Here is a 24,073-nt window from a genome sequence, read left to right as displayed (position 1 = left end):
GAGCGCGAGGGACGCGCAACGCACCGTACGGCCCTCGCGTCGTACCCACCACAAGGACCGCACCACCGAACACCGACCCGCACGGAGCACAGGACGACGAACCACCACGGCACCAGGCACAGCGCGGAGGCACCGATGCGCCGGACGGACCCCGAAGGCCACGGCCCCGTCCGTTACGGGCCGCCGCTCCCGGACGACGGGCTGCCCGTGCTGCCCGAACTGGCCGCCGTGCTCGCCGCGGCCGCGGGGCGGTCCGACAGCGAACCGGTCGGCGGCGGCGCCGCGCTCCTGGAGGCCGCGTGCGGCTACTGGGACCGGCGCGGGCTGCCGACCCGGCCCGAGCAGGCGGTGGCCGCCAACGGTGCGCCCGCCCTGCTGCTCGCCCTGACCTTCGCGCTCGGCGGCGACGTCCTGGTGCCCCGGCCCTGTGCAGCCTGGTGGGCGCCGTACGCGCGCCTGTTGGGCAGACCCGTCTTCCACGTGGCGACGCCGGCCGAGTGCGGCGGCGTCCCGGATCCGTACGCCCTTCTGGAGACCGTCCGCCGGGTGCGCGACGAGGGCGGTGACCCGCGTCTGCTCGTCCTGTCGGTCGCCGACGACCCGACCGCCACGGTCGCCCCGCCCGAGGTGCTGCACGAGACCCTGGAGGCCGCCACCGGTGAGGGGCTGCACCTGGTCAGCGACGAGACCTGGCGCGACACCGTGCACGCCCCGCACGACACCGTGCTGCTCAGCCCTGCCGAGATGCTGCCCGAGCAGGTCACCGTCGTCACCGACCTGGCCGGCGCCCACCTCCCGCCGGGCTGGCCGGCCGCGGTCGCCCGGTTCCCCGCGGGCGAGGCCGGAGGGGGCCTCCACGCGCGCGTGCTCGACGTGCTCACCGCGCTCGGCGCCCGCGTCGCCGGCCCGGTCGCCCTCGCGGCCGGCTACGCGCTCGCGGAGCCCGAACCGGTCGCCGCACGAGCCACCCTCGCCGTACGCCTGCACGCGCGCGTGGCCGCCGCGGCGCACACCGCCGCCGTGAAGGCGGGCGCCCTGGCCCGGCCCCCGCAGGCCGGGCGGCACCTGTACGTCGACCTCGGCCCGCTGCGCGCCGGGCTGTCCGCGCAGGGCGTCGGGGACGCGCAGGACCTGGAGGACTTCCTCGCCGCCCGGCTCGGCATGCCCGCGCCGGGCGGCCACCGCTTCGGCGACGACCTCGGCGCGCTGCGGGTGCGGCTGTCCACCGGAGCGCTGCTGGACGGCACCGACGAGGAACGCGCGGAATGCATCAGTTCACCCGCGCCGTTGGAACTGCCACACGTGCAACGTGCGTTGATCCACTTGAAGACGGTCTTCGACGATCTCCGTGACGACGCTCAGCGATGGGAGCCTCCTCGATGACGCAGCAGTCCGAGTCGACCACCAGGCGTACGACCACCACGAGCACCACCTCGCCCGCGCAGGAGGCCGACGCCCCGGCGGATCCGTCCCTCTTCGCGCCCCCGTTCCCGCCGCTCGCCGCCCCCCGTCCGCTGGGCGAACGCCGGGTGTGGCCGCGGAGCTTCCACGACCGCCTCACCGCCCCGCTGCCCGGCATCAAGGCCCTCGCCCGCTTCGCCCGGGAGGGCGCCGTACGCCCCGGCCGCGAAGGCCTCGCCGACATCCCGCGGCTGCCCTTCGAGCCGGCCCCGCTGCCCCGCGTCGACGCCCGCACGGTCGCCGTCTCCTGGGCGGGACACGCCAGTTGGGTCGTGCAGATCGGCGGACTGACCGTCCTCACCGACCCGGTCTGGTCGCGCCGCATCCTCGGCACCCCGGCCCGTGTCACCCCCGTAGGCGTCGCCTGGAGCGCGCTGCCGCGCGTCGACGCGGTCGTCGTCAGTCACAACCACTACGACCACCTGGACGCCCCCACCCTGCGCCGACTCCCGCGCGACACCCCCGTGTTCGTGCCGGCCGGCCTCGCCGTCTGGTTCCGCCGCCGCCGGTTCACCCGGATCACCGAGCTGGACTGGTGGGAGGCCGCCGAACTGTCCGGCGTCCGCTTCGACTTCGTCCCCGCCCACCACTGGTCCAAGCGCACCCTCACCGACACCTGCCGCAGCCTGTGGGGCGGCTGGGTCCTCACCGCCCCGGACGGACAGCGCGTGTACTTCGCGGGCGACACCGGCTACGGCCACTGGTTCACCCGCATCGGCGAGCGCTACCCCGGCATCGACCTCGCCCTCCTCCCCATCGGCGCCTACGACCCCCGCTGGTGGCTCAGCGACGTCCACTGCGACCCCGAGGAGGCGGTCCGCGCCGCCCAGGACCTCGGCGCCCGCCGGATGGCACCGATGCACTGGGCGACCTTCGTCCTGTCGGCGGAGCCGGTCATGGAACCGCTCACGCGCGTGCGGACGGCCTGGGAGAAGGCGGGGCTGGACCGGGAGGACCTGTGGGATCTGCCGGTGGGAGGGTCACGCGTCCTGGACCAGGTGGCCGCCCGGGACAGGAGCGGTCTGGACTAGGAGGCGGCGCCGGTCTTCCGGATGCGGCGCCACACGCTCGGCGCCGCGCTGATCAGCAGGGTCACCGCGATCGCCGCGACCACGCCCTCCCACGGCTCCGGGAACAGGGAGCCGCCCAGGATCCCGATCAGCTGATACGTCACCGCCCACGCCAGGCAGGCCGGAAAGTTGCCCCGGGCGAACCGCCGCATGGGCCACTTCGCCATCAGGCAGGCCAGCATCACCGGAATGCGGCCGGCCGGCACCAGCCGGGACAGCACCAGTACGGCCACCCCATGCTCGGACAGCTTGCGCTGCGCCTGCGTGAGCCGGTCCTCCGGTGCGCGCGAGCGGATCGCCTCCAGCCAGCGCGAGCCGTTCCTCGAGCGCATACCGCGCCGCCCCAGCCAGTACAGCGTGACGTCGCCCAGGAACGCGGCCGTCGACGCCGTCGCGAAGACCAGCGCCAGCGCGAACGGTGCCGTCTGGTGGAACGCCACCACCGCCGCCGAACTCACCAGCGCCCCCGTCGGCACGATCGGCACCAGCGCCCCGATCAGCACCAGCAGGAACAGCGACGGATAGCCGATCGCCTGCTGCGTGGACTCGGTCGGCACCACGGTCGCCGTGGCGGCCAGGACCGTCACCGGGCCACCTCCAGGCGCACGCTCTCCCCGTGCGCGAGCCGGTGCACCGACACGCCCGGCGCGCGCTCGGCCGCGAGCCGCGCGAACTCGTCGCCGGGAGAGTGGAATTCATGGGGGCGCACGGCGTCCATGCCGATCGGCCAGTACGTGCCGTAGTGCACCGGCACGGCACTGCGCGGCGAGAGACGGGCCAGTGCCTCGGCCGCCCGCCCCGCGTCCAGGTGGCCTTCCCCGAGATACGGCCCCCAGCCGCCCACCGGCAGCAGCGTCACATCGACCGGCCCGACCTCCTTCGCCATCGCGTCGAACAGCCCGGTGTCCCCGGCGAAGTACGTGCGCCCCTCGCCCTCCAGGACATAGCCGAGGGCGGGGGAGCGGTGCGGGCCGACGGGCAGCCGCCGTCCGTCGTGCCGCGCGGGCACGGCCCGTACGGTCAGTCCGCCCACCGACGTCACGTCCCCCGGCGCCATCTCGGTCACCCGCAGCTGGGTGAGGCGGCGCAGGCCCGGCACCGCGCGGGGTGCGCCGCTGGGTACGAGCAGGCGGGTGCCCTTCGCCAGCCTCGCCAGGGACGGAACGTGCAGGTGGTCGGCGTGGAGGTGGGAGACGACGGCGACGTCCGCGCGCCGGGCGTCGGGCGGCGGCAGGGCGCCCCGGCGGCGACGCAGGTGTGCGAGCCGGCGCGCGAACAGAGGATCGGTCAGGACGCGTACGTCCGAGTCCTCGACCGTGCAAGTGGCGTGACCCCACCAGGTGATCTCCACCGGCACCTTCTTTGCCTCCTTCGCGCGACTCCCCGAAGCGTACGGGCTGGAGTAGGGTCGGCGGCGAAACCCGGAGGTGAGGGGGACGCCATGGGGTCATCCGTTGTGCGCGTGACGGCGATCGCCAGTCTGACGCCGCTCGAAGAGCTGGACGCCGACCCCTTCCTGGTGGACTCCCGCAGCCAGCACGCGATGTGCGCGCACTGGGCCGCCGAGCACGGGTACGTCGTCGCGCGCGAGCTCCTGGTACGCCGCCTGCGGCCCGACCACAGCGTCCTGTGGGAGGGCGTCCGCCCCGGCCTCGACCTGTTCGTGGCCCCCAGCCGGAGAGTCCTGGAGAGCGCGCTGTCCTCCGTCGAGGAGTTCACCGCGGAGTGCGCCCGGCGCGGGGTCCGGGTGGAGACGGTGGGACGCGCGGAGCCGTTGTACGACGCCCAGATGAAGGCACGGGTACACCGGAGGCTGTCGATGCCGACGGCCGGCTACGACGGCCGCTGACGCCGGGGGCGGGAAAACAGGGGCCGAAGTTCGGCCCCGGCCGCTGTCGGAGCCGTATGTCACGCTGGGGTCCTGAAGGCTCGTTCGGGGCGGCGAGCCGGGACGTGAGGTGGGCTGGGCGTGCGTGGACGGCGTTGGCGGCGGGTCGCCAGTCAGGTCGGTCGGAGCATCGCCGTGTGGGCGGTCTCCACCGTCACCATGCTCGTGCTCGCCGGCATCCTGCCCGACTTCCACCTCCAGTCGGCGGACGGCGACAGCGCCACCAGCATCGCCGTCACCGCGGCCCTCGGCGCCGGCGCCTTCGGCCTGCTCTCGGCGCTGGTCTGGCCCCTCCTCGTGCGACTCCTGCTGCTGGTGCCCGCTCTGGTGCTCGGCACCCTCGTCTTCTTCCTCAACGGCTCGCTGCTCATCGTCGCCCTGCGCCTCGTCCCCTCCGGCGACAGCGAGGCCGCCCCCGAGACCGCGGTCATCGTCGCCGCCGTGATGTCCGCCGTCGCCTCCGGCACGGGCGCCGCCCTGGCCGTACGCGACGACGACGCGTACCGGCGCCGCCTGTACCGCCTCGCCGACCGCCGCCGCAGAGCCCTGCCGCCCGGCCCGTCCAGCCCCGGCACGGTCTTCGTCCAGCTCGACGGCGTCGGTCACGACGTCCTCCTCGACGCCGTCGGCAAGGACCTGATGCCCACCGTCGCCCGCTGGCTCGGCAACAGCGACGGCAACGGCAAGAGCAACGGCAACGGCAAGAGCAACGGCAACGGCCCGGGAGGCACCGCCCGCCCCACCCACCGGCTCACCCCCTGGCGCACCGACTGGTCCAGCCAGACCGGCGCCAGCCAGCTCGGCATCCTGCACGGCAGCAACCACGACGTGCCCGCCTTCCGCTGGTACGAGAAGGCCGGCCGCGAGGTGATGGTCTGCAACCGCCCCACCAGCGCCGCCGAACTCCAGCGCCGAGCCATCGAGCGCACCGGCGACGGCGGACTGCTCACCGCCGACGGCGCCAGCCGCGGCAACCTCTTCAGCGGCGGCGCCGACGAGCAGGCCCTCGTGCTGTCCATCGCGACCAGACGCCGCGGCCGGGAGAACCGCTCCCGGGCCGGCTACTTCGCCTACTTCTCCGACCCGGCCAACGCCGTGCGCACCGCCCTGTCCTTCGTCGCCGAGGCCGGCCGCGAGATCGGCCAGTCCACCCGGGCCCGCGTCCGCAAGGCACGGCCGAGGGTGTCCCGCGGCGGCCTCTACCCGTTCGTCCGCGCCTTCGCGACCGTCGTGGAACGGGACGTCGTGGTCGCCGCGGTGATGGGCGACATGCTCGCCGGCCGCACCTCCGTGTACGCCGACCTGGTGGCGTACGACGAAGTCGCCCACCACTCGGGACCGTTCAGCCGCGACGCCGAGAAGGTCCTCGAACGCCTCGACCGGGCGCTGGCGTTGATCGAGAACGTCGCCGAGCACGCCCCGCGGCCGTACCGCATCGTCGTGCTGTCGGACCACGGCCAGAGCCCCGGCGAGACCTTCCGCGCCCGCTACGGCCTCGGCCTCGGCGACCTGGTGCGGGCCGGCTGCGGGCTGCCCGTGCCGCGCAGGGCACAGCGCACCCGCAGCGGCGCCGAGGCCCGCGCGGCCGTCCGCGCGGCGCTGCGCATCCCCGTCGAGGAGGGCGGCGAGCGGCACCGCCCCTCGCGCCGCAGCTCCGAGCCGATCGTGCTGGCCTCCGGCAACCTCGGCCTGGTCTCCTTCCCGGACGTGCCGCACCGGATGACCAAGGAGGAGATCGACGCCCGCCACCCGGCCCTGCTCACCACCCTCGCCAACCACCCCGGCGTCGGCTTCCTGCTGGTACGCAGCGAGCGGTACGGCGGAGTCGTGCTCGGCGCGTACGGCGCCGAGATACCCGTGGACCGGCTGGACGACGATCCGGGGCCGCTGGAGGTCTTCGGGCCGAGCGCCGCCGACGCCGTACGCCGCACCCACTCGTTCCCGAACGCCGCCGACATCATGGTCAACTCCGCGTACGAGCCGGCCGACGGAGAGGTCCTCGCCTTCGAGGAGCAGATCGGCTCGCACGGCGGACTCGGCGGCGCGCAAGGCAAGGCGTTCCTGCTGTCGCCCCTCGCCTTCTCCGCGCCGGCCGACCACGGGGAGGACGTCGTCGGCGCCGAGCACGTACACCGCGTGCTGCGCCGCTGGCTGCGCGAGTCGGACGGCCCTCAGGTGCCGGTGCCGCGGCGTCAGGACCAGCGCGCGGCCTGATCGTCCGGCTGGGGGTGCCGCTCCTTCGTACCCCCATCACCGAAGGAGCGGCCTTCACGGAGGACCGTGCTTCAACGTGTCACCACCGGTCGGTCTTGCCCAGGGCACATTCCGGTCAACGGAAAATGGGCTGCACCTGCCCCGCGCGGCACACAAACCGTTCGTATCGGGCGCCGCAGACCTGCGCGCCCTTCTCGAACACCCCAAGGAGCCGCTGCTTTGCAGGCAGCCGTAACCGTCACGCCCGCCCGTATCCCCGACCTGCTGCTCGGCCTCGCCACCGTGCGGCCGGTCTTCATCTGGGGCGCTCCCGGCATCGGAAAGTCCTCCCTCGTCAGGGAGTTCGCCGAGTCGCTCGGCCTTACGTGCGTGAGCCTGCTCGGCAAGGCGCTCGGCGCGATCGCCTCCTACGCCGAGGCCCGGGACGTACCGGCGGCGCGGGTGGTGTTCTGCGACGCGGCACCGCACGACGCGGGGTATGTGCCGGTGACGGAGATCGCCGGGCGGGTGCACGGGCGGGGCGGTACGGTCCTGCAGCCCGGGATCGACCTGCTGCAGCGCGCGGACGACTTTCCGCCGGTTGCGCCGGTCCTGGTCATCACGGACGGCTGGTGCGATGCGCTGCGGGTGCGGTGCGAGCACGCGTACCTGATTCCACGAGGTGGCCGTCTGCCGTTCACCCCGCGTGGGCCGTTCTTCCGGGTGTAATGAGGGCGAGTGTGATCGGATGGGGGACACGGAACCCGACTCGGGACCTCACCGTAAGCAGGCGAAGGGATTCATCGTGGCAACCACGCGCTCCGCACACACCGTGTGGGAAGGAAACCTGTTCCAGGGCAATGGCGTCGTCTCCTTCGACTCCTCCGGCAGCATCGCCCAGCAGCCGGTGACGTGGGCGTCGCGCGCCGAGGAGGCGAACGGCAAGACCAGCCCGGAGGAGCTGATCGCCGCCGCCCACTCCAGCTGCTACTCCATGGCCTTCTCCAACATCCTCGACAAGGCCGGCACCCCGCCGACCAGGCTGACCACGTCCGCCGACGTGACCTTCCAGCCCGGTGAGGGGATCACCGGCATCCACATCACCGTCGAGGGCACGGTTCCGGGCCTGTCCGAGGAGGACTTCCTCGCCAGGGCCGAGGAGGCCAAGGTGGGCTGCCCGGTCAGCCAGGCGCTGAAGGCGGTCCCGATCACGCTGTCGGCCAAGCTCACGTAGACGCTCCGCTGGGGGAGCCGCGAGAGAAAGTGCCCCGGGTGCCGCCTTTCGGGTGCGGCGCCGTCGTGGCTTGGCGCGCAGTTCCCCGCGCCCCTGGGGGTGCGGCCCTTCGGGCCGCCCCCCACCCCCCCTGAGCGGGTGCTCAGCTCCCGTTTGGTATCCGTCCCCCCGGTCACTCGCCCCATTGACAAGAACCCACTCAAGTTTTGTGCTGGAGTTCGAAGGGGTGCCCTGGCGGAAGGGGACAACGATGGCACGCGCGGTCGGGATCGATCTCGGGACCACGAACTCGGTGGTGGCCGTCCTGGAGGGCGGCGAACCCACGGTCGTCGCCAACGCGGAAGGGGCCAGGACCACACCGTCGGTCGTGGCCTTCGCCAAGAACGGCGAGGTCCTCGTGGGTGAGGTGGCCAAGCGGCAGGCGGTGACGAACGTCGAGCGCACGGCCCGCTCGGTGAAGCGGCACATGGGCGACGCCAACTGGCGCTTCCCCGATCAGGGCGACATCGACGGCACCCGCTACCGGGCCCAGGAACTGTCGGCCCGGGTACTGCAGAAGCTGAAGCGGGACGCCGAGTCCTACCTGGGCGAGGACGTCACCGACGCGGTGATCACCGTCCCCGCGTACTTCGACGACTCCCAGCGGCAGGCCACCAAAGAGGCCGGGGAGATCGCGGGCTTGAAGGTCCTCAGGATCATCAACGAGCCCACGGCCGCCGCCCTCGCCTACGGCCTCGACCGGGGCGAGGAGCAGACCGTCCTCGTCTTCGACCTCGGCGGCGGCACCTTCGACGTCTCGCTGCTGGAGATCGGCGACGGCGTCATCGAGGTCAAGGCCACCAACGGCGACACCCACCTGGGCGGCGACGACTGGGACCAGCGGATCGTCGAGCACCTCGTCAAGAAGTTCAAGGGGCAGAACGGCATCGACCTCGCGAGCGACAAGATGGCGGTGCAGCGGCTGCGCGAGGGCGCCGAGAAGGCCAAGATCGAGCTGTCCTCCTCCTCCGAGACGACGATCAACCTGCCCTACATCACCGCGTCCGCCGAGGGCCCCCTCCACCTCGACGAGAAGATGACCCGCGCCCAGTTCCAGGAGCTCACCGCCGACCTCCTCGACCGCTGCAAGACCCCCTTCCACCAGGCGGTCAAGGACGCCGGCATCAAACTCTCCGCGGTCGACCACGTCATCCTCGTGGGCGGTTCCACCCGCATGCCCGCCGTCACCGACCTGGTGAAGGAACTCACCGGCAAGGACCCGCACAAGGGCGTCAACCCCGACGAGGTCGTGGCCGTCGGCGCGGCCCTCCAGGCGGGCGTCATCCGCGGCGACGTCAAGGACGTCCTTCTGCTCGACGTCACCCCGCTGTCCCTCGGCATCGAGACCAAGGGCGGCATCATGACCAAGCTCATCGAACGCAACACGACCATTCCCACCCGGCGTTCGGAGATCTTCACCACCGCCACCGACAACCAGCCCTCCGTCGGCATCCAGGTCTACCAGGGCGAACGTGAGATCGCGGCGTACAACAAGAAGCTCGGCGTCTTCGACCTCACCGGTCTGCCGCCCGCGCCGCGCGGGGTGCCGCAGATCGAGGTCGCGTTCGACATCGACGCCAACGGGATCATGCACGTCTCCGCCAAGGACCTGGCCACCGGCCGGGAACAGAAGATGACGGTCACCGGCGGCTCGGCCCTCCCGAAGGACGACATCGACCGCATGATGCGGGAGGCGGAGCAGTACGCCGACGAGGACCGCAAGCGGCGCGAGGCCGCCGAGACCCGCAACCAGGCCGAACAGCTCGTCTACCAGACCGAGAAGTTCATCCGCGACAACGAGGACAAGGTCCCGGCGGACACCAAGTCGGAGGTCGAGTCGGCGATCACCGAGCTGAAGCAGCAACTGGAGCAGAACGCGGAGACGAGCACTCTGCGCACCGGCATCGAGAAACTCGCCACCGTCAGCCAGAAGATGGGCCAGGCGATGTACGCCCAGACCCAGCAGACCCCCACGGACAGCGCCACCGGCACGGGCACCGAGCAGACCGCACCGCAGGACGACGAGGGCGTGGTGGACGCGGAGATCGTCGACGACGAGAAGGAGCAGAAGGGCGGGGCGGCCTAACGACGGCTCGTCTCCCAGCCCGGTTTGTCCGGGCGCGGTCCCAGCTGCCGGGGGTCACGCGTCCGGTACACCACATAGGGCCGGAACAGATACTGCACCGGCGCGCTGAACATGTGCACCAGCCGGGTGTACGGCACCAGCGCGATCAGCACCATGCCGATCACCGCGTGCACCTCGTACAGCACCGGCACCGAGGCCATGCGGTCGATGTCCGGCTGCAGGGTGAACAGACTGCGCGCCCAGGGGGCGAGGGAGCGGCGGTAGTCGTAGCCGTCGCCGGAGGTGTGGGCCAGCTTGGCGACCATGCCCAGCACGATCGCCGCGAGCAGGACGACGTACATGACCTTGTCGTTGGCGGTCGTCGCGCGGAACACGGGGGCGTTGGTGCGGCGCCGGTAGATCAGCAGCACGATCCCGGCGACCGTGAGCACGCCGGCCGCCGTGCCGCCGTAGAGGGAGAACAGGTGATAGGTGTGCTCGCTCACGCCCAGCGCGGCCGTCCACGACTCCGGCACGAACAGCCCCACCAGATGGCCGACCAGCACGAACAGGATGCCGTAGTGGAAGGCGGGCGAGGCGATGTTCAGCAGCTTCGACTCGTAGATCTGCGACGAGCGGGTGGTCCAGCCGAACCGGTCGTAGCGGTGGCGCCAGATCAGGCCGGCGACCAGCAGGGCGAAGGTGACGTACGGCAGGACGCCCCACAGAAACGCGGTCATGAGCGCACCCCCGAGTGCTCGGTCGGCAGGGTGGCGCATACGGCGTCCAGGACCGCTGCGTACGGTGTGCCGAAGTCGGTGAGCCGACAGCGGAGCTGTTCCAGGGCGTCCCGGTAGTCCAGCAGGAGGTCGGTGTTGCCGGTGCGGGCCGCGAACTCCAGTACCGCGGGCAGGAAGTCCGGCAGCTCCTCGCCGCTCAGCTCCAGGCCGTGCGCGCGATAGAGGTCCTTGAAGCGGACCAGCGACATGCCGCGCCGACGGGTGTCCCCGTCGTGCCACCAGCTCAGGTACAGGCTGTGACGGTCGGTGAAGTCGAAGACCTCGACGTAGTGCGCGGCCAGCTCCTGCGGGGGCGTGACCGCCGCGTGGTCGGTGAACTCCCGCAGCTGCGGGGCGGCTTCACGCAGGAGCGGCAGGCGGGCGCGGAAGTCTTCGTCCGGGTAGGTCAGGCAGAGCGCGGCCGCCTGGTAGAGCACTTCGTAGGAGGGCATCAGGCCTCCTCGGCCTCGGGGGTGTGGGTCACGGCGGCCGGGTCGGTCTCGTCCGCGGTCTGCCGTCTGCGCAGGATGTGGAAGTTCTCCACCGGCACCAGGGGCAACAGCTTGCGGCCCGAGTCCCGGCCGAAGGGGCCGTCCCCGCCCATCCCGGGCCCGCCGTCGTAGTCGAGGCTGCACCCCTGCGGGAGCGCCGACTCCTCCAAGTGCCGGGCGTCCCCGACGGCCGCCGTCGGGATCACGTAGCGGTCCTCGTACTTGGCGATCGCCAGCAGCCGGTACATCTGTTCGATCTCGTAGACCCCCATGCCCACGGCGGCCGGCACCGAGGGATCCGGCTCCTCACCGAGGTTGACCGCCCGCATGTGGGCGCGCATCGCGGCGAGCCTCTCCAGCGAGGACCGGACCGGGGCGACGTCACCGGCGGTGAACAGCTCCGCCAGGTACTCCAGCGGGATGCGCAGGCTGTCGATCGCCCCGAACAGGTTCCGCGCGTCCTCACCGTCGTGCCCGCTCTCCGTCAGCGCGTCCACCACCGGCGACAGCGGCGGGATGTACCAGACCATCGGCATCGTCCGGTACTCCGGATGCAGCGGGAGCGCCACCCGGTACTTGCTGATCAGCGCGTGCACGGGGGAGCGGCGGGCCGCCTCCACCCAGTCGTCCGGGATCCCCGCCTCCTCGCACGCCCGCCGCACCCCGGAGTCCTCGGGATCGAGGAAGACGCCCAACTGTGCCTCGTACAAGGCCTGTTCGTCCCGGACCGAGGCGGCCGCCGTCACCTTGTCGGCGTCGTACAGCATCACCCCGAGATAGCGCAGCCGCCCCACGCACGTCTCCGAGCAGACCGTCGGCATGCCGACCTCGACGCGCGGATAGCACAGCGTGCACTTCTCGGCCTTGCCGGTGCGGTGGTTGAAGTACACCTTCTTGTACGGGCATCCCGTCACGCACATCCGCCAGCCGCGGCAGCGGTCCTGGTCGACGAGGACGATGCCGTCCTCCGCCCGCTTGTACATCGCGCCGGAGGGGCACGAGGCCACGCAGGACGGGTTGAGGCAGTGCTCGCAGATGCGCGGCAGATAGAACATGAAGGTCTGCTCGAACTCGAACCGCACCTTGTCCGCGGCGTGCCGGCGGGCCCGCTCGACCATGGGATCCAGGTCGCCGTGAGCCGGGGCGCCCGCGAGGTTGTCGTCCCAGTTCGACGACCACTCGATCTTCATCGGTTTGCCGTCGAGCTGCGATACCGGCTCCGCGACCGGGAAGTCGTCGCCCAGCGGGGCGTCGGTGAGGTTCCTGTAGTCGTACGTCCAGGGCTCGTAGTAGTCCTTGATCTCCGGGAGTTCGGGGTTGGAGAAGATCCCGGCGAGCTTGCGCAGCCGGCCGCCCGCCTTCAGCTTCAGCGCGCCGCGCCGGTTCAGCTCCCAGCCGCCGCGCCAGCGCTCCTGGTCCTCGTAGCGGCGTGGATAGCCCTGGCCGGGGCGGGTCTCGACGTTGTTGAACCAGACGTACTCCATGCCCCGCCGGTTGGTCCACGCCTGCTTGCAGGTCACCGAACAGGTGTGGCAGCCGATGCACTTGTCGAGGTTCATCACCATCGCTATCTGGGCCATCGGGCGCATCAGTACTCGACCTCCTGGCTGCGGCGGCGGATCACCGTCACCTCGTCACGCTGGTTGCCCGTCGGGCCCAGGTAGTTGAACGCCCAGGACAACTGGGCGTAGCCGCCGACGAGATGGGACGGCTTGATGATCAGCCGGGTCAGCGAGTTGTGGATGCCGCCGCGTCTGCCGGTGGTCTCGGACTTCGGGACGGCGATCGTGCGTTCCTGCGCGTGGTGCATGTAGACCGTGCCGGCCGGCATACGGTGCGAGACGACGGCCCGGGCGACGACCACGCCGTTGCGGTTGACGGCCTCGACCCAGTCGTTGTCGACGACGCCGATCGCGTCGGCGTCCTGCGGGGACATCCAGATGTTCTGGCCGCCGCGGGAGAGCGCCAGCATGAACAGGTTGTCCTGGTACTCGGAGTGGATGGACCACTTGCTGTGCGGGGTGAGGTAACGGACCGTCACCTCCCGTTGCCCGTCCGGGCCGAGGCGCGGCTCGCCGAACAGCTTGTTCATGTCCAGCGGCGGCCGGTAGACCGGGAGGGCCTCGCCGAGCTCGTGGATCCAGTCGTGGTCGAGGAAGAAGTGCTGGCGGCCGGTGAGGGTGTGCCAGGGCTTGAGGTGCTCGGTGTTGAGCGTGAAGGCGGTGTAGCGCCGCCCGCCGGCCTCGCTGCCCGACCATTCCGGCGAGGTGATCACCGGCACGGGTGCGGCCTGGGTGCCCGCGTACGTGACCCGTCTGCCCTCGTGGTCGGCCGCCAGATGCGCCATCTCCCGCCCGGTGCGGACCTGAAGGGTACGGAAGCCCTGGGTGGCGAGACGGCCGTTGGTGGTGCCGGAGAGGGCGAGGATGGTGTTCGCCGCCTTCACGGCCGTGTCGAGCAGAGGGCGGCCGTCGGGTGTGCCGCCGTTCAGGAGCCGCAGGTCCTCGACCTCCGCGTCCGGTTTCAGCGTGATGCCCTTGGCGGGCAGGCCGAGCTGCTCCACCAGCGGACCGAGAGCGGCGAACTTGGCGCCGATCGCCGTGTAGTCGCGTTCCACGACGGTCAGATGCGGCATGGTCCTCCCGGGCACGGGGGCGCACTCCTTGCGCTTCCAGTCCAGGACGACTCCGCCCGGTTGGGCCGTCTCGTCCGGCGTGTCGTGCTGGAGCGGCGTCGCCACGAGGTCCTTGCGCACCCCCAGATGGCCGACGGCCAGCTCGCTGAGCCGCTCCGCCAGCGCCTTGAACGCGTCGAAGTCGGAGCGTGCCTGCCACGGCGGATCCACGGCCGGCGTGAAGGAGTGGACGTAGGGGTGCATGTCCGTGCTGGACAGGTCGTGCTTCTCGTACCAGGTCGCGGCGGGCAGGACGACGTCCGACAGCAGCGTGGACGTGGTCTGCCGGAAGTCCAGCGACAGCAGCAGGTCGAGCTTGCCCTCGGGCGCCTCGTCGCGCCAGGTCACCTCCCGCGGCCGTACGTCCTCGGACGCCTCCTGCGCCTGCAGGGACGAGTGCGTGCCCAGCAGGTGCCGGGTGAAGTACTCGGCGCCCTTCGCCGACGAGCCGAACAGGTTGGCCCGCCACAGCGTCAGCACCCGCGGCCAGTTCTCCGGCGCGTCGGGGTCCTCGCAGGCGAACTTCAGGGTGCCCGCGCGCAGTTCGGCCACCACCCGCGCCACCGGATCGCCGAACACCTCGCCCAGCTCCAGCGGATTGCGGTCGAAGGTCGGATACGACGGCATCCACCCCGCACGCGTCGACAGCGCGAGACAGTCCGCGCCCGTCATGCCCCGGAACCGGCCCGCACCGAGCGGCGAGGCCAGCACGTCCGCCGTGAACCCGTCGTATCGCCACTGATCGGTGTTGAGGTACCAGTACGCCGTGCCGATCATCTGGCGCGGTGGCCGCGACCAGTCCGACGCGGCCGCGAGCGTCGCCCAGCCGGTCGCCGGACGGCACTTCTCCTGGCCCACGTAGTGCGCCCAGCCGCCGCCGTTGCGGCCCTGGCAGCCGGTGAGCTGGAGCAGGGCGAGGAAGGCACGGTAGATCGTCTCGGAGTGGAACCAGTGGTTGGTGCCGGCGCCCATCAGGATCATGCAGCGGCCGTGCGACTGCTCGGCGGTCCGCGCGAACTCGCGCGCGATCCGCACGCACTTCGCCGCCGGGACGGAGGTGTGCGCCTCCTGCCAGGCGGGCGTGCCGGGCGCGTCGGCGTCGTCGTACGACACCGGCCAGCGACCCGGCAGCCCGGGCCGCGCGACCCCGTACTGGGCGAGCAGGAGATCGAAGACCGTCGTCACCAGCGGCCCGCGCGCACCGCCGAGCCTGGTCGCCGGAACACCACGCCGTACGACGTCCCCGCGCCCCTGCCCGTGCGCCCCTCCCTCGGTGTCGAAGCGGGGCAGCAGCACCTCCACACCGGCGGCGACCTCACTGCCGTACAGGCTCAACTGCGGTCGCACGTCCCCGAGTTCGAGGTTCCACTTGCCCTTCCCCGATTGGGTCCAGCGAAAGCCCAGGGAGCCGTTCGGGACGACCGCGCGGCCCGACACCTCGTCCAGCACGACCGTCTTCCACTCGGCGCCCTCGCCCGCCCGGCCCAGGTCCGTGGCGCGCAGGAACTTCGCCGGGACGTGCGCGCCGTCCCGTTCCTCCAAGGTGACCAGGAACGGCAGGTCGGTGAACTTCCGTACGTAGTCCGTGAAGAAAGGTGTCTCGCGGTCGACGAAGAACTCCTTGAGGACGACGTGGCCCATCGCGAGGGCCAGCGCGCCGTCCGTGCCGGGATGCGGGTGGAGCCACTCGTCGGCGAACTTGGCGTTGTCGGCGTAGTCCGGGGCGACCACCACCACCTTTTGGCCCCGGTAGCGGGCCTCCGCCATCCAGTGCGCGTCGGGCGTGCGGGTCACCGGGACGTTCGAGCCCCACATCAGCAGATACGCCGCGTCCCACCAGTCGCCGGACTCCGGCACATCGGTCTGGTCGCCGAACACCTGCGGGGAGGCCACCGGCAGGTCGGCGTACCAGTCGTAGAACGACAGCATCGGGGCGCCGATCAGGGAGTGGAAGCGGGCGCCCGCCGCGTGCGACACCATCGACATCGCGGGGATGGGCGAGAAACCGGCGATGCGGTCGGGGCCGTACGTCTTGATGGTGTGGACGTGAGCGGCGGCGACCAGCTCGATCGCCTCGTCCCAACTCACCCGCACCAGGCCGCCCTTGCCGCGGGCCCGCTGGTAGCGGCGGCGGCGCTCGGGGTCGCTCTGGAGGTCCGCCCAGGCGTCGACGGGATCCAGTGTGCGGTCTTTTGCCTCCCGGTACATCTCCAGCAGAACACCGCGGACATACGGGTGGCGGATCCGGGTGGGGGAGTAGGTGTACCAGGAGAAGGCGGCGCCGCGCGGGCAGCCCCGGGGCTCGTACTCGGGGCGGTCGGGTCCGACGCTCGGATAGTCCGTCCGCTGGGTCTCCCACGTGATGATGCCGTCCTTGACGTACACGTTCCAGCGGCAGGAGCCCGTGCAGTTCACCCCGTGCGTGGAGGTCACGACCTTGTCGTGGCTCCACCGGTCCCGGTAGAACGCGTCCGCCTCCCGCCCGCCGGTCAGCTCCACGCTGTGCAGATCGGGCGCGGGCGTGCCCGGCCGGAAGAACCTGCCGGCCTTCAGCAGCACCGCGCCCGGTTCGGGGGGCGGCTCGGCGGGCGGGGTGGGCGGTATCTCCGTGTCGGTCACAGGCGCTCCCTTGCTTGCCCTGGTCCCGAACCTAGGGCGGAGCGCGAGAGCGCACCCCTTCACGGCACCCGTACGGGTCCCCGCACGGCCCCGTACGGGTCAGGGCTTGCGGGCGACCCCCGCGTACACCGGCACGATGCCCTCCGCCTGGGCCGCCACGTCCTCCGGCTCCGGACGCCAGCCGTAGACCGGGATGACACCCGGTCCGAGCAGCTCAAGGCCGTCGAAGAAGCGGGAGAACCCGGCCAGCGACCGGGGGAAGAAGGGCGTGCCGCTGCGCCGGAACTGGTTCGCCGCCTTCTCGATGGCCTCCGGGCTCAGGTCCGGGGTGACCTGGGACAGGATCAGGTGGCTGCCCGGGGCGAGCGCGGCGACGTACTTCTGCAGCAGGCCGTACACGTCGTCGCCGTCGGGGTCGTCACCCAGGTAGTGGGTGAGCGCGACCAGGGACAGCGCGACCGGAGCGCCGAAGTCCAGGGTCTCGCCGGCCCGGCCCAGCAGGGCGTCGATGTCCCGGACGTCGGCGTGCACATAGTCGGTGCTGCCCTCGGCGGTGCCGTGCAGCAGAGCCTGAGCGTGGCGCAGCACGATCGGGTCGTTGTCCGCGTACACGACCCTGGCCTCCGGGGCGACGCCCTGCGCCACCTGGTGCAGGTTGGGTTCGGTGGGGATGCCCGTGCCGATGTCCAGGAACTGGCGTATCCCGGCCTCGGCGGCCGTCCGCACGGCCCGGTGCATGAACCGGCGGTTGGCGCGCGCACCGCGCAGGACCGTGCCGTCCACGGCGAGGATCTTCCGGGCCAGCTCCTCGTCCACCGGGTAGTTGTCCTTGCCGCCCAGCCACCAGTCGTAGACGCGGGCCGGGTGCGGCCGGCTGGTGTCGACGCGGGTCGGCGCGGCTTCGGATCCGGTCATGCGGTGTGTTCTCCTCGGGGCTCGGTCGCCGTACGCCACACAGCGGTCCGCGCGGCTCAGCGGTCTTCGCGGTTCAGACGTCGTCGCGGTGCTCCCGCAGAATCCTCTTCGTGCGCTCGGCCGACGCGGCGGCCGTCGACATGTGGTCCAGGACCTCCAGGTGCGTGGCGACCTCCTTGCGGGAGTCCAGGTACAGGGCGCCGGTCAGGTACTCCGTGTAGACCATGTCGGGCAGCTCGGGCTCGGCGAAACGGAACAGCGCGAACGGCGCGTACGTCCCCGGGTGCGGGCCCGACGCGAACTCGGCGATCTGCAAGGTGACCCGGTCGCGCTCGGCGAACTCCAGAAGCTTGTCCACCTGGTCGCGCATGACCTCGCCGCGGATGCTCACCGGACGCCGCAGCACCGTCTCGTCCATGATCACCCACAGGTGCGGCGGGTCCGGACGCTCCAGCAGCCGCTGCCGTTCCATGCGCAGCGACACATGCCGCTCGATGGTCTCCGGCCCCGTCTGCCCGATCGTCCCGGCCTCCATCACGGCACGCGCGTACTCCTCGGTCTGCAGCAGCCCGGGCACGAAGTGCGGCTCGTAGGAACGGATGATGCGGGCGGCGCCCTCCAGGCTCACGTACAGGCTGAACCAGTCCGGCAGCACGTCGTGGAACCGCTGCCACCAGCCCGGCTGATTGGCCTCCTCGGCCAAGGCGACGAACGCGGCCGCGTCGTCCTCGGACAGGCCGTACGTCTCCAGCAGCACCTGTACGTACGGGATCTTCAGCGCGACCTCGGCCGTCTCCATCCGCCGTACGGTCGCCGACGCCACCCGCAGCACGCGGGCGGCCTCGTCGCGGCCCAGGCCCGCTGTCTCCCGCAGCTCCTGCAGACGCTTTCCGAGCACCACCTGGCCCACGGTGGGGGCCGGCCGCCGCTCACTCACGCCAGGCCTCCCCTACGCGCCGAAAGTACGGGGGCAGTGTGTCATGTTCAGGGTGCCGATGGGGTGGCCACTGTTGTATGCGGTCTGCGGGTCCGTTGTGGCTGGTCGCGCCCACGCGGCGGAGCCGCACATCGATACAGCCCCGCGCCCCTGGGGACGTGTATTACCTCCGGAGTAATCGACGGGACCGCCAGACCAAGAGACCGTTGAAGTACCGGGTCCGGGCGGCGCACTCCGTTCCGGGCCCGGGTCCCGCCGCACCGCAACTCGACCTCGACGGAGGGTGATTCACCATGTCCGCCACCTCGCTCGCCGCGCTTGCCCGGACCACCGACCCGCAGACCGTGCTGCGCCGCTTTCTGGCCCTGGACGCGGTGGTGACCGGGGTGAACGGGCTCGCCTACCTCGCCGCCTCCGGCCCGCTGGGGCGTCTGCTCGGTGTCGGCCCGGCGCTGCTGCTCGGGCTCGGGGTGTTCCTTGCGGTGTACGCGGCCGGCGTCGGCCTGCTCGCGTCCCGCGCCCGCCCCGCCGCGTTCCCGGTGCGTGCCGTGATCGAGGCCAACCTCGCCTGGGCCGCGCTGAGTGTCGTCGCCCTCGCGGTGTGGCTGTCGCCGACGGCGGCGGGCGCGGTGTGGACCGTGCTCCAGGCGCTCACCGTGGCCGGTTTCGCCGGGTTGCAGTGGGCGGCCCTGAGGGCACGTCAGGGCAGCAGTGACTGAAGGTACTTGACCGTCGCGGGGTCGGCCGGGAGGAGTGTCTCGATGGCCAGCTCGGCGACGGTCACGTCCATCGGGGTGTTGAAGGTGGAGATGGAGGAGATGAAGGACAGGACGCGGCCCTCGTGCTCGATCTGCAACGGCAGCGCGAAGTGGGGGACGTCCTCGGCCGGTTCGGCGGGCGTCGTCTCCTCCGGCACCGGGTACGCCGCCACCTCCTCGTACAGCCGGCGCAGCGGCTCCGAGCGGCGCAGCGCGATCTGCCGGTCCATCTGGGCGAGCAGATGCCCGCGCCACTCCCGCAGGTTGCGGATGCGCGGCGCGAGACCCTCGGGGTGCAGGGTCAGGCGCATCGCGTTCAGCGGCGGCTCGAGGAGGTGCCCGGGGATGCCGTCGAGCAGCATCAGGATGCCCCGGTTGGCGGCGTGGACGGTGTACATCGCGTCCACGACGAGGGCCGGGTAGGGCTCGTAGCCCTGGATCAGCCGCTCCATGCCCGCGCGCAGCGCGTCCAGCGCCGGATCGTCCAGCGGGGTCTCCGGGTAGCGCGGGGCGTAACCGGCCGCCAGCAGCAGCGCGTTGCGCTCGCGCACCGGCACGTCCAAATGCTCGGCCAGCCGCAGCACCATCTCCTCGCTCGGCCGTGAACGTCCCGTCTCGATGAAGCTGATGTGCCGCGCCGAGGAATCGGCCCGCAGCGCCAACTCCAGCTGGCTGACCCGCCGTTGCTCCCGCCAGGCCCGCAGAAGGGGACCTACGCCCTGGTCGTTGGGGGTGGTGGCGGGCGCGGTGTGCTCCGACGGGACAATGGTCATGTGTACGACCGTAGTCGAGGAGCGCGTGCAATGAACGACCCGTGGACGTCGTCCCTGGCGGGCGAGGCCGTGTACCGCGCCCGGGTGCGTGGCTGTCTCCTGGGCGGGGCCCTCGGGTACCCGGTCGAGTTCAGCTCGCTGGAGCGGATCCGCGCCGCGCACGGTGAGCGCGGGGTGACCGGACTGCTCTTCGTCGGCGACAGCGAGGTGGCCCGGGTCAGCGACGACACGCAGATGACCCTCTTCACCGCCGAGGCTCTCATCCAGGCCCACCGGCGCGAGCGGCTCAAGGGCATCGGAGGCGGGTGGGCCCTGCTGGTGCGCTGGGCGTACGAGCGCTGGCTGGAGACCCAGCGTCACCCCGGCCCGGAGCATGCCGCGCCCCCGCAGAGCGGCGCCCCCGAGGGCGGCTTGATCACCCAGGCCTGGCTCTACGCCCGCCGCGCCCCCGGCAACGCCTGCGTGTCCGGCATCGCCCAGATGTACGCCCCCGACCCGAGCCTCGCCCTCGACGGCAGGCCCGGTGAGGTCAACCCCGACTCCAAGGGCTGCGGCGCGGTGATGCGCTCGGCGCCCTTCGGCCTGGTGAACCCCGCCGACGCCGCGTTCGCCATGGCCGCCCGGGCCGCCCAGATCACCCACGGTCACCCGACCGGCTACTACGCGGCGGGCGCGCTGGCCGCGATCGTGGCGCACGTCGTCGAGGGTGAGTCCCTGGAAGGGGCGGTCCTGCGCACCCTACGACTGCTGCGGCGCCACCCCGGTCACGAGGAGACCTCGGCCGCGCTCACCGAGGCCCTCGACCTGGCCGAGCAGGGCTCACCCAGCGCCGAAAAGGTCGAGTCCCTGGGCGAAGGCTGGGTCGCCGAGCAGGCCCTCGCCATCGGCGTCTACTGCGCGCTCGTGGCGCCCTCGGTGCGGGACGCGCTGCTGCTCGCGGTCAACCACTCCGGTGACAGCGACTCCACCGGCTCCGTCTGCGGCAACCTCCTCGGCGCCCGGTACGGCGACCACGGTCTCCCGCACGACTGGGTGGAGCGGGTCGAGGGACGGCCGCAGATCGCCGCGCTCGCCGACGACCTGGCGGCCGAAAGCGTGCGCCGCTGACCCGCGGGGAACCCGTCTGATCAGGGCCGCGACGCCCAGCCTGTGGCAGGCTGAAGACGAACCCCCCACTGCAGGAAGGACCGAGGCCCATGCCCCTCGAACCGCTGTCGCAGAAGGAGATCGAGGACCGGCTCGCGGAGCTGCCGGGCTGGTCGCTGGACGGCGACCGCATCGCCCGCTCCTACCGGCTCCCCTCGCACTTCGCGGCCACGGCGATGGTCGTGCACATCGCCCAGGTCCAGGAGGAGCTCGATCACCACTCCGACCTCACCCTCGGCTACAACACGGTGTCCCTCACGGTGAACACCCACACCGTCGGCGGTGTGACCGAGCGCGACTTCGCCCTCGCGCAGAAAATCGAGGAGCTCGCCCCGGGCCACGGGGCACACTGACGCGTGTGCTGGACTACGACAAGGAAGCGGAGCGGTACGACGCCTCCCGCGGCGGGGAGCCCAGGGCCGAGGCCGCGGCGGAGGCGGTGCTGGCGCTCCTGCCGGACGGGACGCGCCGCCTGCTCGACGTCGCCTGCGGCACCGGCATCGTGACACGGCGGCTCGCCGCCGGACGGGACGGCCTGTGCGTGACCGGCGTCGACCTCGCCCCCGCCATGGCCCGTCAGGCCGCCGCCCGGTTGCCCGGCGCCGTCGTGCGCGCCGACAGCCGCCGGCTGCCGTTTTCAGGCGGCCGGTTCGACGCCGTCAGCAGCGTGTGGCTGCTGCACCTGGCCCGGACGGACGCCGACGTGCGCACCACCGTCGCCGAGTGCGCTCGCGTGCTGCGGCCCGGCGGGGTCTACGTCACCACCGTCGACAAGGCCGCCGCGCACAACGTGGGCAGTGACATCGATGCCGTCCTGGCCTCCCGCCCGCGCCGCCCGGCCCGGGACGAGGCGACGCTCGTCGAGTCGTACGCCCTGGACCACGGCCTCGTCCCGGCCGACCAGGCCCGCTTCACGGGCCGCGGCCAGGGCCGCAGCCCCCGCCGCACCATCGCCGACCTGCGCCGCGGCTGGTTCGTCACCCTGCCGCCCGGCGGCGCGCTCGCCGACGCCTTCGCCGCCCGCCTGGCGCAACTCCCGGACCAGGACCGACCCCGCCCCGACCCGGTGTTCACCCTGCGGGCGTTCCGGAAGCCCGGGTGAAGTCCATGGTCCAGTTGGTCAGCCAGGTCTGTCCCTCGTCGACGGAGAACGCCTGCTCCCAGCGGGCCGACGTCGCGGACACACCCGACCAGACGAACCGCACGCGCACGTCCTTGCCGTCGTGCGTGTCGTCGCCGTAGAACTCCCCGCGTCCGCCCTCGAACCGGCCGACGACCGGGGGGAACAGCGTCCCGCTGATGCTGGAGGCCCAGTTCAGCGACCACTGCTCGGTCTCCCGGTCGAAGAGCCGCAGGGTCGCCCCCTTCGCCGACAGGCGGGGAATGTCGATCTCGTCGATGTTCGCGGCCCCGTCGAACAGCGGCCAGCAGCGGTTGGTCGCCGGGAATTCCTCCCAGTCGCTGTCGGGGTCGAGGAAGTCGGTGCGGCGGCGGTGGAGGACCTCCCAGTCGCCATGGAAGAAGTCGAAGTCGTGCGGGCTGCTCATGTGCGGTCTCCAGTGGTTCCTTCGGGCAGGGAATCGGCCAAGTAGGCGTCGAGATCGGGGACTTGGGGTGTGAGCAGGTGCCGTACCCAGGCGTCCCGTTCGTGCAGGATCGGCGGGAGTTCCCAGACACAGCCGATCCACGGCAGGTCGGGGGTGATGAAGTGCGTGGGGTCGTCGTCCGGGCAGCCCAGCACCGGCTGGCCCGCCGAGGCGCCCTTGAAGTGCAGGACGTTGTCCCACACCCAGCTGTAGGCGTTGAGGTAGGCGCCGTCGTCACCGCCCCGGTGCAGTACGACGAAGGTCGCCGGGGGCGTGCCGTCCGGCTCCGGCAGCAGGTCCGGCAGGATCGCGTACGCCGCCTTCTCCACCTCGGGCGCGATGCCCGCCGGGTCGGCGGTGACGTGGTAGCGCTTGATCCAGCGCCCGGCCACCTCGATCGGCGGCGGCACGGTCAGCAGTTTCTCGGTGAAGCTCATGGCAGGACGCTAGGCCCGCTTCACTGACACCATGTGTCAGTGAAGTCCAGCCGACTGGTGTCGATCCTGCTCCTCCTCCAGACCCGCGGCCGGATGACCGCCGCCCAGCTCGCCGAGGAGCTGGAGGTGTCCGTCCGCACCGTCTACCGGGACGTGGAGGCGCTGAGCGCGGCCGGGGTCCCGCTGTACGGCGACGCCGGTCACGCCGGGGGCTACCGCCTGCTGGACGGCTACCGCACCCGCCTCACCGGACTGACCGCCGACGAGGCCGAGGCCCTGTTCCTTGCGGGGGTCCCGGGACCGGCCGCCGAGCTCGGCCTCGGCTCGGTGCTCGCCGCCGCCCAGCTCAAGGTCCGCGCCGCCCTGCCCCCGGAACTGCGCGCCCATGCCGACCGGGTCGGCGGCCGCTTCCACCTGGACGCCCCCGGCTGGTACGCCGAGGCCGACGAGACGCCGTACCTCACCGCGGTGGCCGACGCCGTCTGGAACAGCCGTGTGCTGCACATCCTGTACCGCCGCTGGCGTGAGCCCACCGACGTGGAGCGCCGCCTGGAGCCGTACGGACTGGTCCTCAAGGCGGGCCGCTGGTACGTGATCGCGGGCCCCGGGCCCCGTACGTTCCGCGTGGACCAGATCCTCCGACTCGCCGTCACCGACGAGGAGTTCACCCGTCCCGACGGCTTCGACCTGGCCGCCTACTGGGCGGCGTACCAGCGCGACTTTCACGACCGGCTCCGGCCCGCCGAGGCGGTGGTCCGGCTGGCGCCCGGCGTGACCCTCGACCGGACGACCGGGCACCGCACGGAGCAGGACGGCTGGACCCGGGCCACCGTCCCCATCGAGTCCGTCGACCATGCCCACGCCGAGTTCCTGCGCCTGGGCAGCGGCATCGAGGTGCTCGAACCGCCGGAACTGCGCGAGAGGATCGCCCGCACGGTGGCCGAACTGGCCGAAAGATACGGCAACGCGGCGACACACGGCGGCCACTGAGGGAGCGGAACCCGTCCG

At 72.0% G+C, this 24,073-nt stretch carries 22 protein-coding genes and 1 pseudogene; 12 read left to right on the top strand and 11 right to left on the bottom strand.

Going from position 1 to position 24,073, the window contains the following annotated elements:
- Positions 1 to 135 precede the first annotated feature (135 nt).
- Positions 136 to 1,383 carry an aminotransferase class I/II-fold pyridoxal phosphate-dependent enzyme gene (locus ACIBU0_RS24960; RefSeq protein WP_398821963.1) on the top strand — a complete coding sequence of 416 codons (1,248 nt, stop codon included), beginning with the start codon at positions 136 to 138 and terminating at the stop codon, positions 1,381 to 1,383.
- Entirely contained in the window at positions 1,380 to 2,492 is a 1,113-nt protein-coding gene (locus ACIBU0_RS24955; RefSeq protein ID WP_398821961.1) for an MBL fold metallo-hydrolase, read from the top strand. Before ACIBU0_RS24960 ends, ACIBU0_RS24955 begins: the two co-directional genes overlap by 4 nt.
- On the opposite strand, the gene ACIBU0_RS24950 is transcribed toward ACIBU0_RS24955, so the two are convergent.
- Both ACIBU0_RS24950 and ACIBU0_RS24945 read right to left on the bottom strand, forming a co-directional pair.
- Positions 2,489 to 3,118: a DedA family protein gene (locus tag ACIBU0_RS24950; RefSeq protein ID WP_398821959.1), complete on the bottom strand. Its 630-nt coding sequence runs from the start codon at positions 3,116 to 3,118 to the stop codon at positions 2,489 to 2,491. The genes ACIBU0_RS24955 and ACIBU0_RS24950 overlap by 4 nt on opposite strands.
- Positions 3,115 to 3,888, bottom strand: coding sequence for an MBL fold metallo-hydrolase (locus ACIBU0_RS24945; protein WP_398821957.1), 774 nt, complete (start codon positions 3,886 to 3,888; stop codon positions 3,115 to 3,117). Before ACIBU0_RS24945 ends, ACIBU0_RS24950 begins: the two co-directional genes overlap by 4 nt.
- An 84-nt stretch (positions 3,889 to 3,972) precedes the next feature.
- On the opposite strand from ACIBU0_RS24945, the gene ACIBU0_RS24940 reads away from it, so the two are divergent.
- The 5 genes and pseudogenes from ACIBU0_RS24940 to dnaK all read left to right on the top strand — a co-directional run bounded on the left by ACIBU0_RS24940 (position 3,973) and on the right by dnaK (position 9,971).
- A complete protein-coding gene (locus ACIBU0_RS24940; RefSeq protein WP_398821955.1) occupies positions 3,973 to 4,380 on the top strand; it encodes a hypothetical protein in 408 nt (135 codons plus the stop codon).
- A 120-nt stretch (positions 4,381 to 4,500) separates the two neighbouring features.
- Positions 4,501 to 6,633, top strand: a complete 2,133-nt coding sequence (locus ACIBU0_RS24935) for a phage holin family protein (protein ID WP_398821953.1) — start codon at positions 4,501 to 4,503, stop codon at positions 6,631 to 6,633.
- 372 nt (positions 6,634 to 7,005) lie between these two features.
- Positions 7,006 to 7,341: pseudogene (locus ACIBU0_RS24930) on the top strand (hypothetical protein); the annotation flags it as partial.
- A 76-nt stretch (positions 7,342 to 7,417) separates the two neighbouring features.
- Entirely contained in the window at positions 7,418 to 7,846 is a 429-nt protein-coding gene (locus tag ACIBU0_RS24925) for an OsmC family protein (RefSeq protein WP_398821951.1), read from the top strand.
- Between the two features lie 250 nt (positions 7,847 to 8,096).
- On the top strand, positions 8,097 to 9,971 hold the full coding sequence (gene dnaK, locus ACIBU0_RS24920) for a molecular chaperone DnaK (protein ID WP_398821949.1): 1,875 nt from the start codon (positions 8,097 to 8,099) through the stop codon (positions 9,969 to 9,971).
- Here dnaK and narI read toward each other — a convergent pair.
- From narI to ACIBU0_RS24890, 6 genes are all read right to left on the bottom strand, one after another.
- Positions 9,968 to 10,690, bottom strand: a complete 723-nt coding sequence (narI, locus tag ACIBU0_RS24915; RefSeq protein WP_398821947.1) for a respiratory nitrate reductase subunit gamma — start codon at positions 10,688 to 10,690, stop codon at positions 9,968 to 9,970. The two genes, dnaK and narI, sit on opposite strands and share 4 nt — an antisense overlap.
- Positions 10,687 to 11,181 carry a nitrate reductase molybdenum cofactor assembly chaperone gene (gene narJ, locus ACIBU0_RS24910; protein WP_398821945.1) on the bottom strand — a complete coding sequence of 165 codons (495 nt, stop codon included), beginning with the start codon at positions 11,179 to 11,181 and terminating at the stop codon, positions 10,687 to 10,689. Before narJ ends, narI begins: the two co-directional genes overlap by 4 nt.
- Entirely contained in the window at positions 11,181 to 12,809 is a 1,629-nt protein-coding gene (narH, locus tag ACIBU0_RS24905; RefSeq protein ID WP_398821943.1) for a nitrate reductase subunit beta, read from the bottom strand. The genes narJ and narH overlap by 1 nt, the downstream gene beginning before the upstream one ends.
- Positions 12,809 to 16,513, bottom strand: coding sequence for a nitrate reductase subunit alpha (locus ACIBU0_RS24900; RefSeq protein WP_398821941.1), 3,705 nt, complete (start codon positions 16,511 to 16,513; stop codon positions 12,809 to 12,811). Before ACIBU0_RS24900 ends, narH begins: the two co-directional genes overlap by 1 nt.
- Before the next feature lie 99 nt (positions 16,514 to 16,612).
- Positions 16,613 to 17,428: an SAM-dependent methyltransferase gene (locus ACIBU0_RS24895; RefSeq protein WP_398821939.1), complete on the bottom strand. Its 816-nt coding sequence runs from the start codon at positions 17,426 to 17,428 to the stop codon at positions 16,613 to 16,615.
- Positions 17,429 to 17,501: 73 nt separating this feature from the next.
- Positions 17,502 to 18,365 (bottom strand): helix-turn-helix domain-containing protein, encoded by an 864-nt coding sequence (locus tag ACIBU0_RS24890; RefSeq protein ID WP_398821938.1) that lies wholly within the window; start codon positions 18,363 to 18,365, stop codon positions 17,502 to 17,504.
- Between the two features lie 293 nt (positions 18,366 to 18,658).
- Here ACIBU0_RS24890 and ACIBU0_RS24885 point away from each other — a divergent pair, with 293 nt between their 5' ends.
- Positions 18,659 to 19,084, top strand: a complete 426-nt coding sequence (locus ACIBU0_RS24885) for a hypothetical protein (protein ID WP_398821936.1) — start codon at positions 18,659 to 18,661, stop codon at positions 19,082 to 19,084.
- Here ACIBU0_RS24885 and ACIBU0_RS24880 read toward each other — a convergent pair.
- On the bottom strand, positions 19,066 to 19,896 hold the full coding sequence (locus ACIBU0_RS24880) for a helix-turn-helix domain-containing protein (protein ID WP_398821934.1): 831 nt from the start codon (positions 19,894 to 19,896) through the stop codon (positions 19,066 to 19,068). The two genes, ACIBU0_RS24885 and ACIBU0_RS24880, sit on opposite strands and share 19 nt — an antisense overlap.
- A 30-nt stretch (positions 19,897 to 19,926) precedes the next feature.
- Here ACIBU0_RS24880 and ACIBU0_RS24875 point away from each other — a divergent pair, with 30 nt between their 5' ends.
- The 3 genes from ACIBU0_RS24875 to ACIBU0_RS24865 all read left to right on the top strand — a co-directional run bounded on the left by ACIBU0_RS24875 (position 19,927) and on the right by ACIBU0_RS24865 (position 22,144).
- The gene (locus tag ACIBU0_RS24875) at positions 19,927 to 21,003 is read left to right on the top strand and encodes an ADP-ribosylglycohydrolase family protein (RefSeq protein WP_398821933.1); all 1,077 of its coding nucleotides are present in this window, start codon (positions 19,927 to 19,929) and stop codon (positions 21,001 to 21,003) included.
- 89 nt (positions 21,004 to 21,092) lie between these two features.
- Positions 21,093 to 21,395 carry a 4a-hydroxytetrahydrobiopterin dehydratase gene (locus tag ACIBU0_RS24870; protein WP_398821932.1) on the top strand — a complete coding sequence of 101 codons (303 nt, stop codon included), beginning with the start codon at positions 21,093 to 21,095 and terminating at the stop codon, positions 21,393 to 21,395.
- Positions 21,396 to 21,400: 5 nt separating this feature from the next.
- The gene (locus ACIBU0_RS24865; RefSeq protein WP_398821930.1) at positions 21,401 to 22,144 is read left to right on the top strand and encodes a class I SAM-dependent methyltransferase; all 744 of its coding nucleotides are present in this window, start codon (positions 21,401 to 21,403) and stop codon (positions 22,142 to 22,144) included.
- On the opposite strand, the gene ACIBU0_RS24860 is transcribed toward ACIBU0_RS24865, so the two are convergent.
- The gene (locus tag ACIBU0_RS24860; RefSeq protein WP_398821928.1) at positions 22,113 to 22,589 is read right to left on the bottom strand and encodes a hypothetical protein; all 477 of its coding nucleotides are present in this window, start codon (positions 22,587 to 22,589) and stop codon (positions 22,113 to 22,115) included. The two genes, ACIBU0_RS24865 and ACIBU0_RS24860, sit on opposite strands and share 32 nt — an antisense overlap.
- Positions 22,586 to 23,065 carry a hypothetical protein gene (locus ACIBU0_RS24855; protein WP_398821926.1) on the bottom strand — a complete coding sequence of 160 codons (480 nt, stop codon included), beginning with the start codon at positions 23,063 to 23,065 and terminating at the stop codon, positions 22,586 to 22,588. Before ACIBU0_RS24855 ends, ACIBU0_RS24860 begins: the two co-directional genes overlap by 4 nt.
- A gap of 39 nt (positions 23,066 to 23,104) precedes the next feature.
- On the opposite strand from ACIBU0_RS24855, the gene ACIBU0_RS24850 reads away from it, so the two are divergent.
- Positions 23,105 to 24,055: a helix-turn-helix transcriptional regulator gene (locus ACIBU0_RS24850; protein WP_398821924.1), complete on the top strand. Its 951-nt coding sequence runs from the start codon at positions 23,105 to 23,107 to the stop codon at positions 24,053 to 24,055.
- Positions 24,056 to 24,073: the final 18 nt, after the last annotated feature.

This window comes from Streptomyces sp. NPDC049627, assembly GCF_044465645.1.
Lineage (GTDB): Bacteria > Actinomycetota > Actinomycetes > Streptomycetales > Streptomycetaceae > Streptomyces.
Note: the sequence above shows the minus strand (reverse complement) of the source record. Positions and strands in the feature narration are given on the sequence as shown.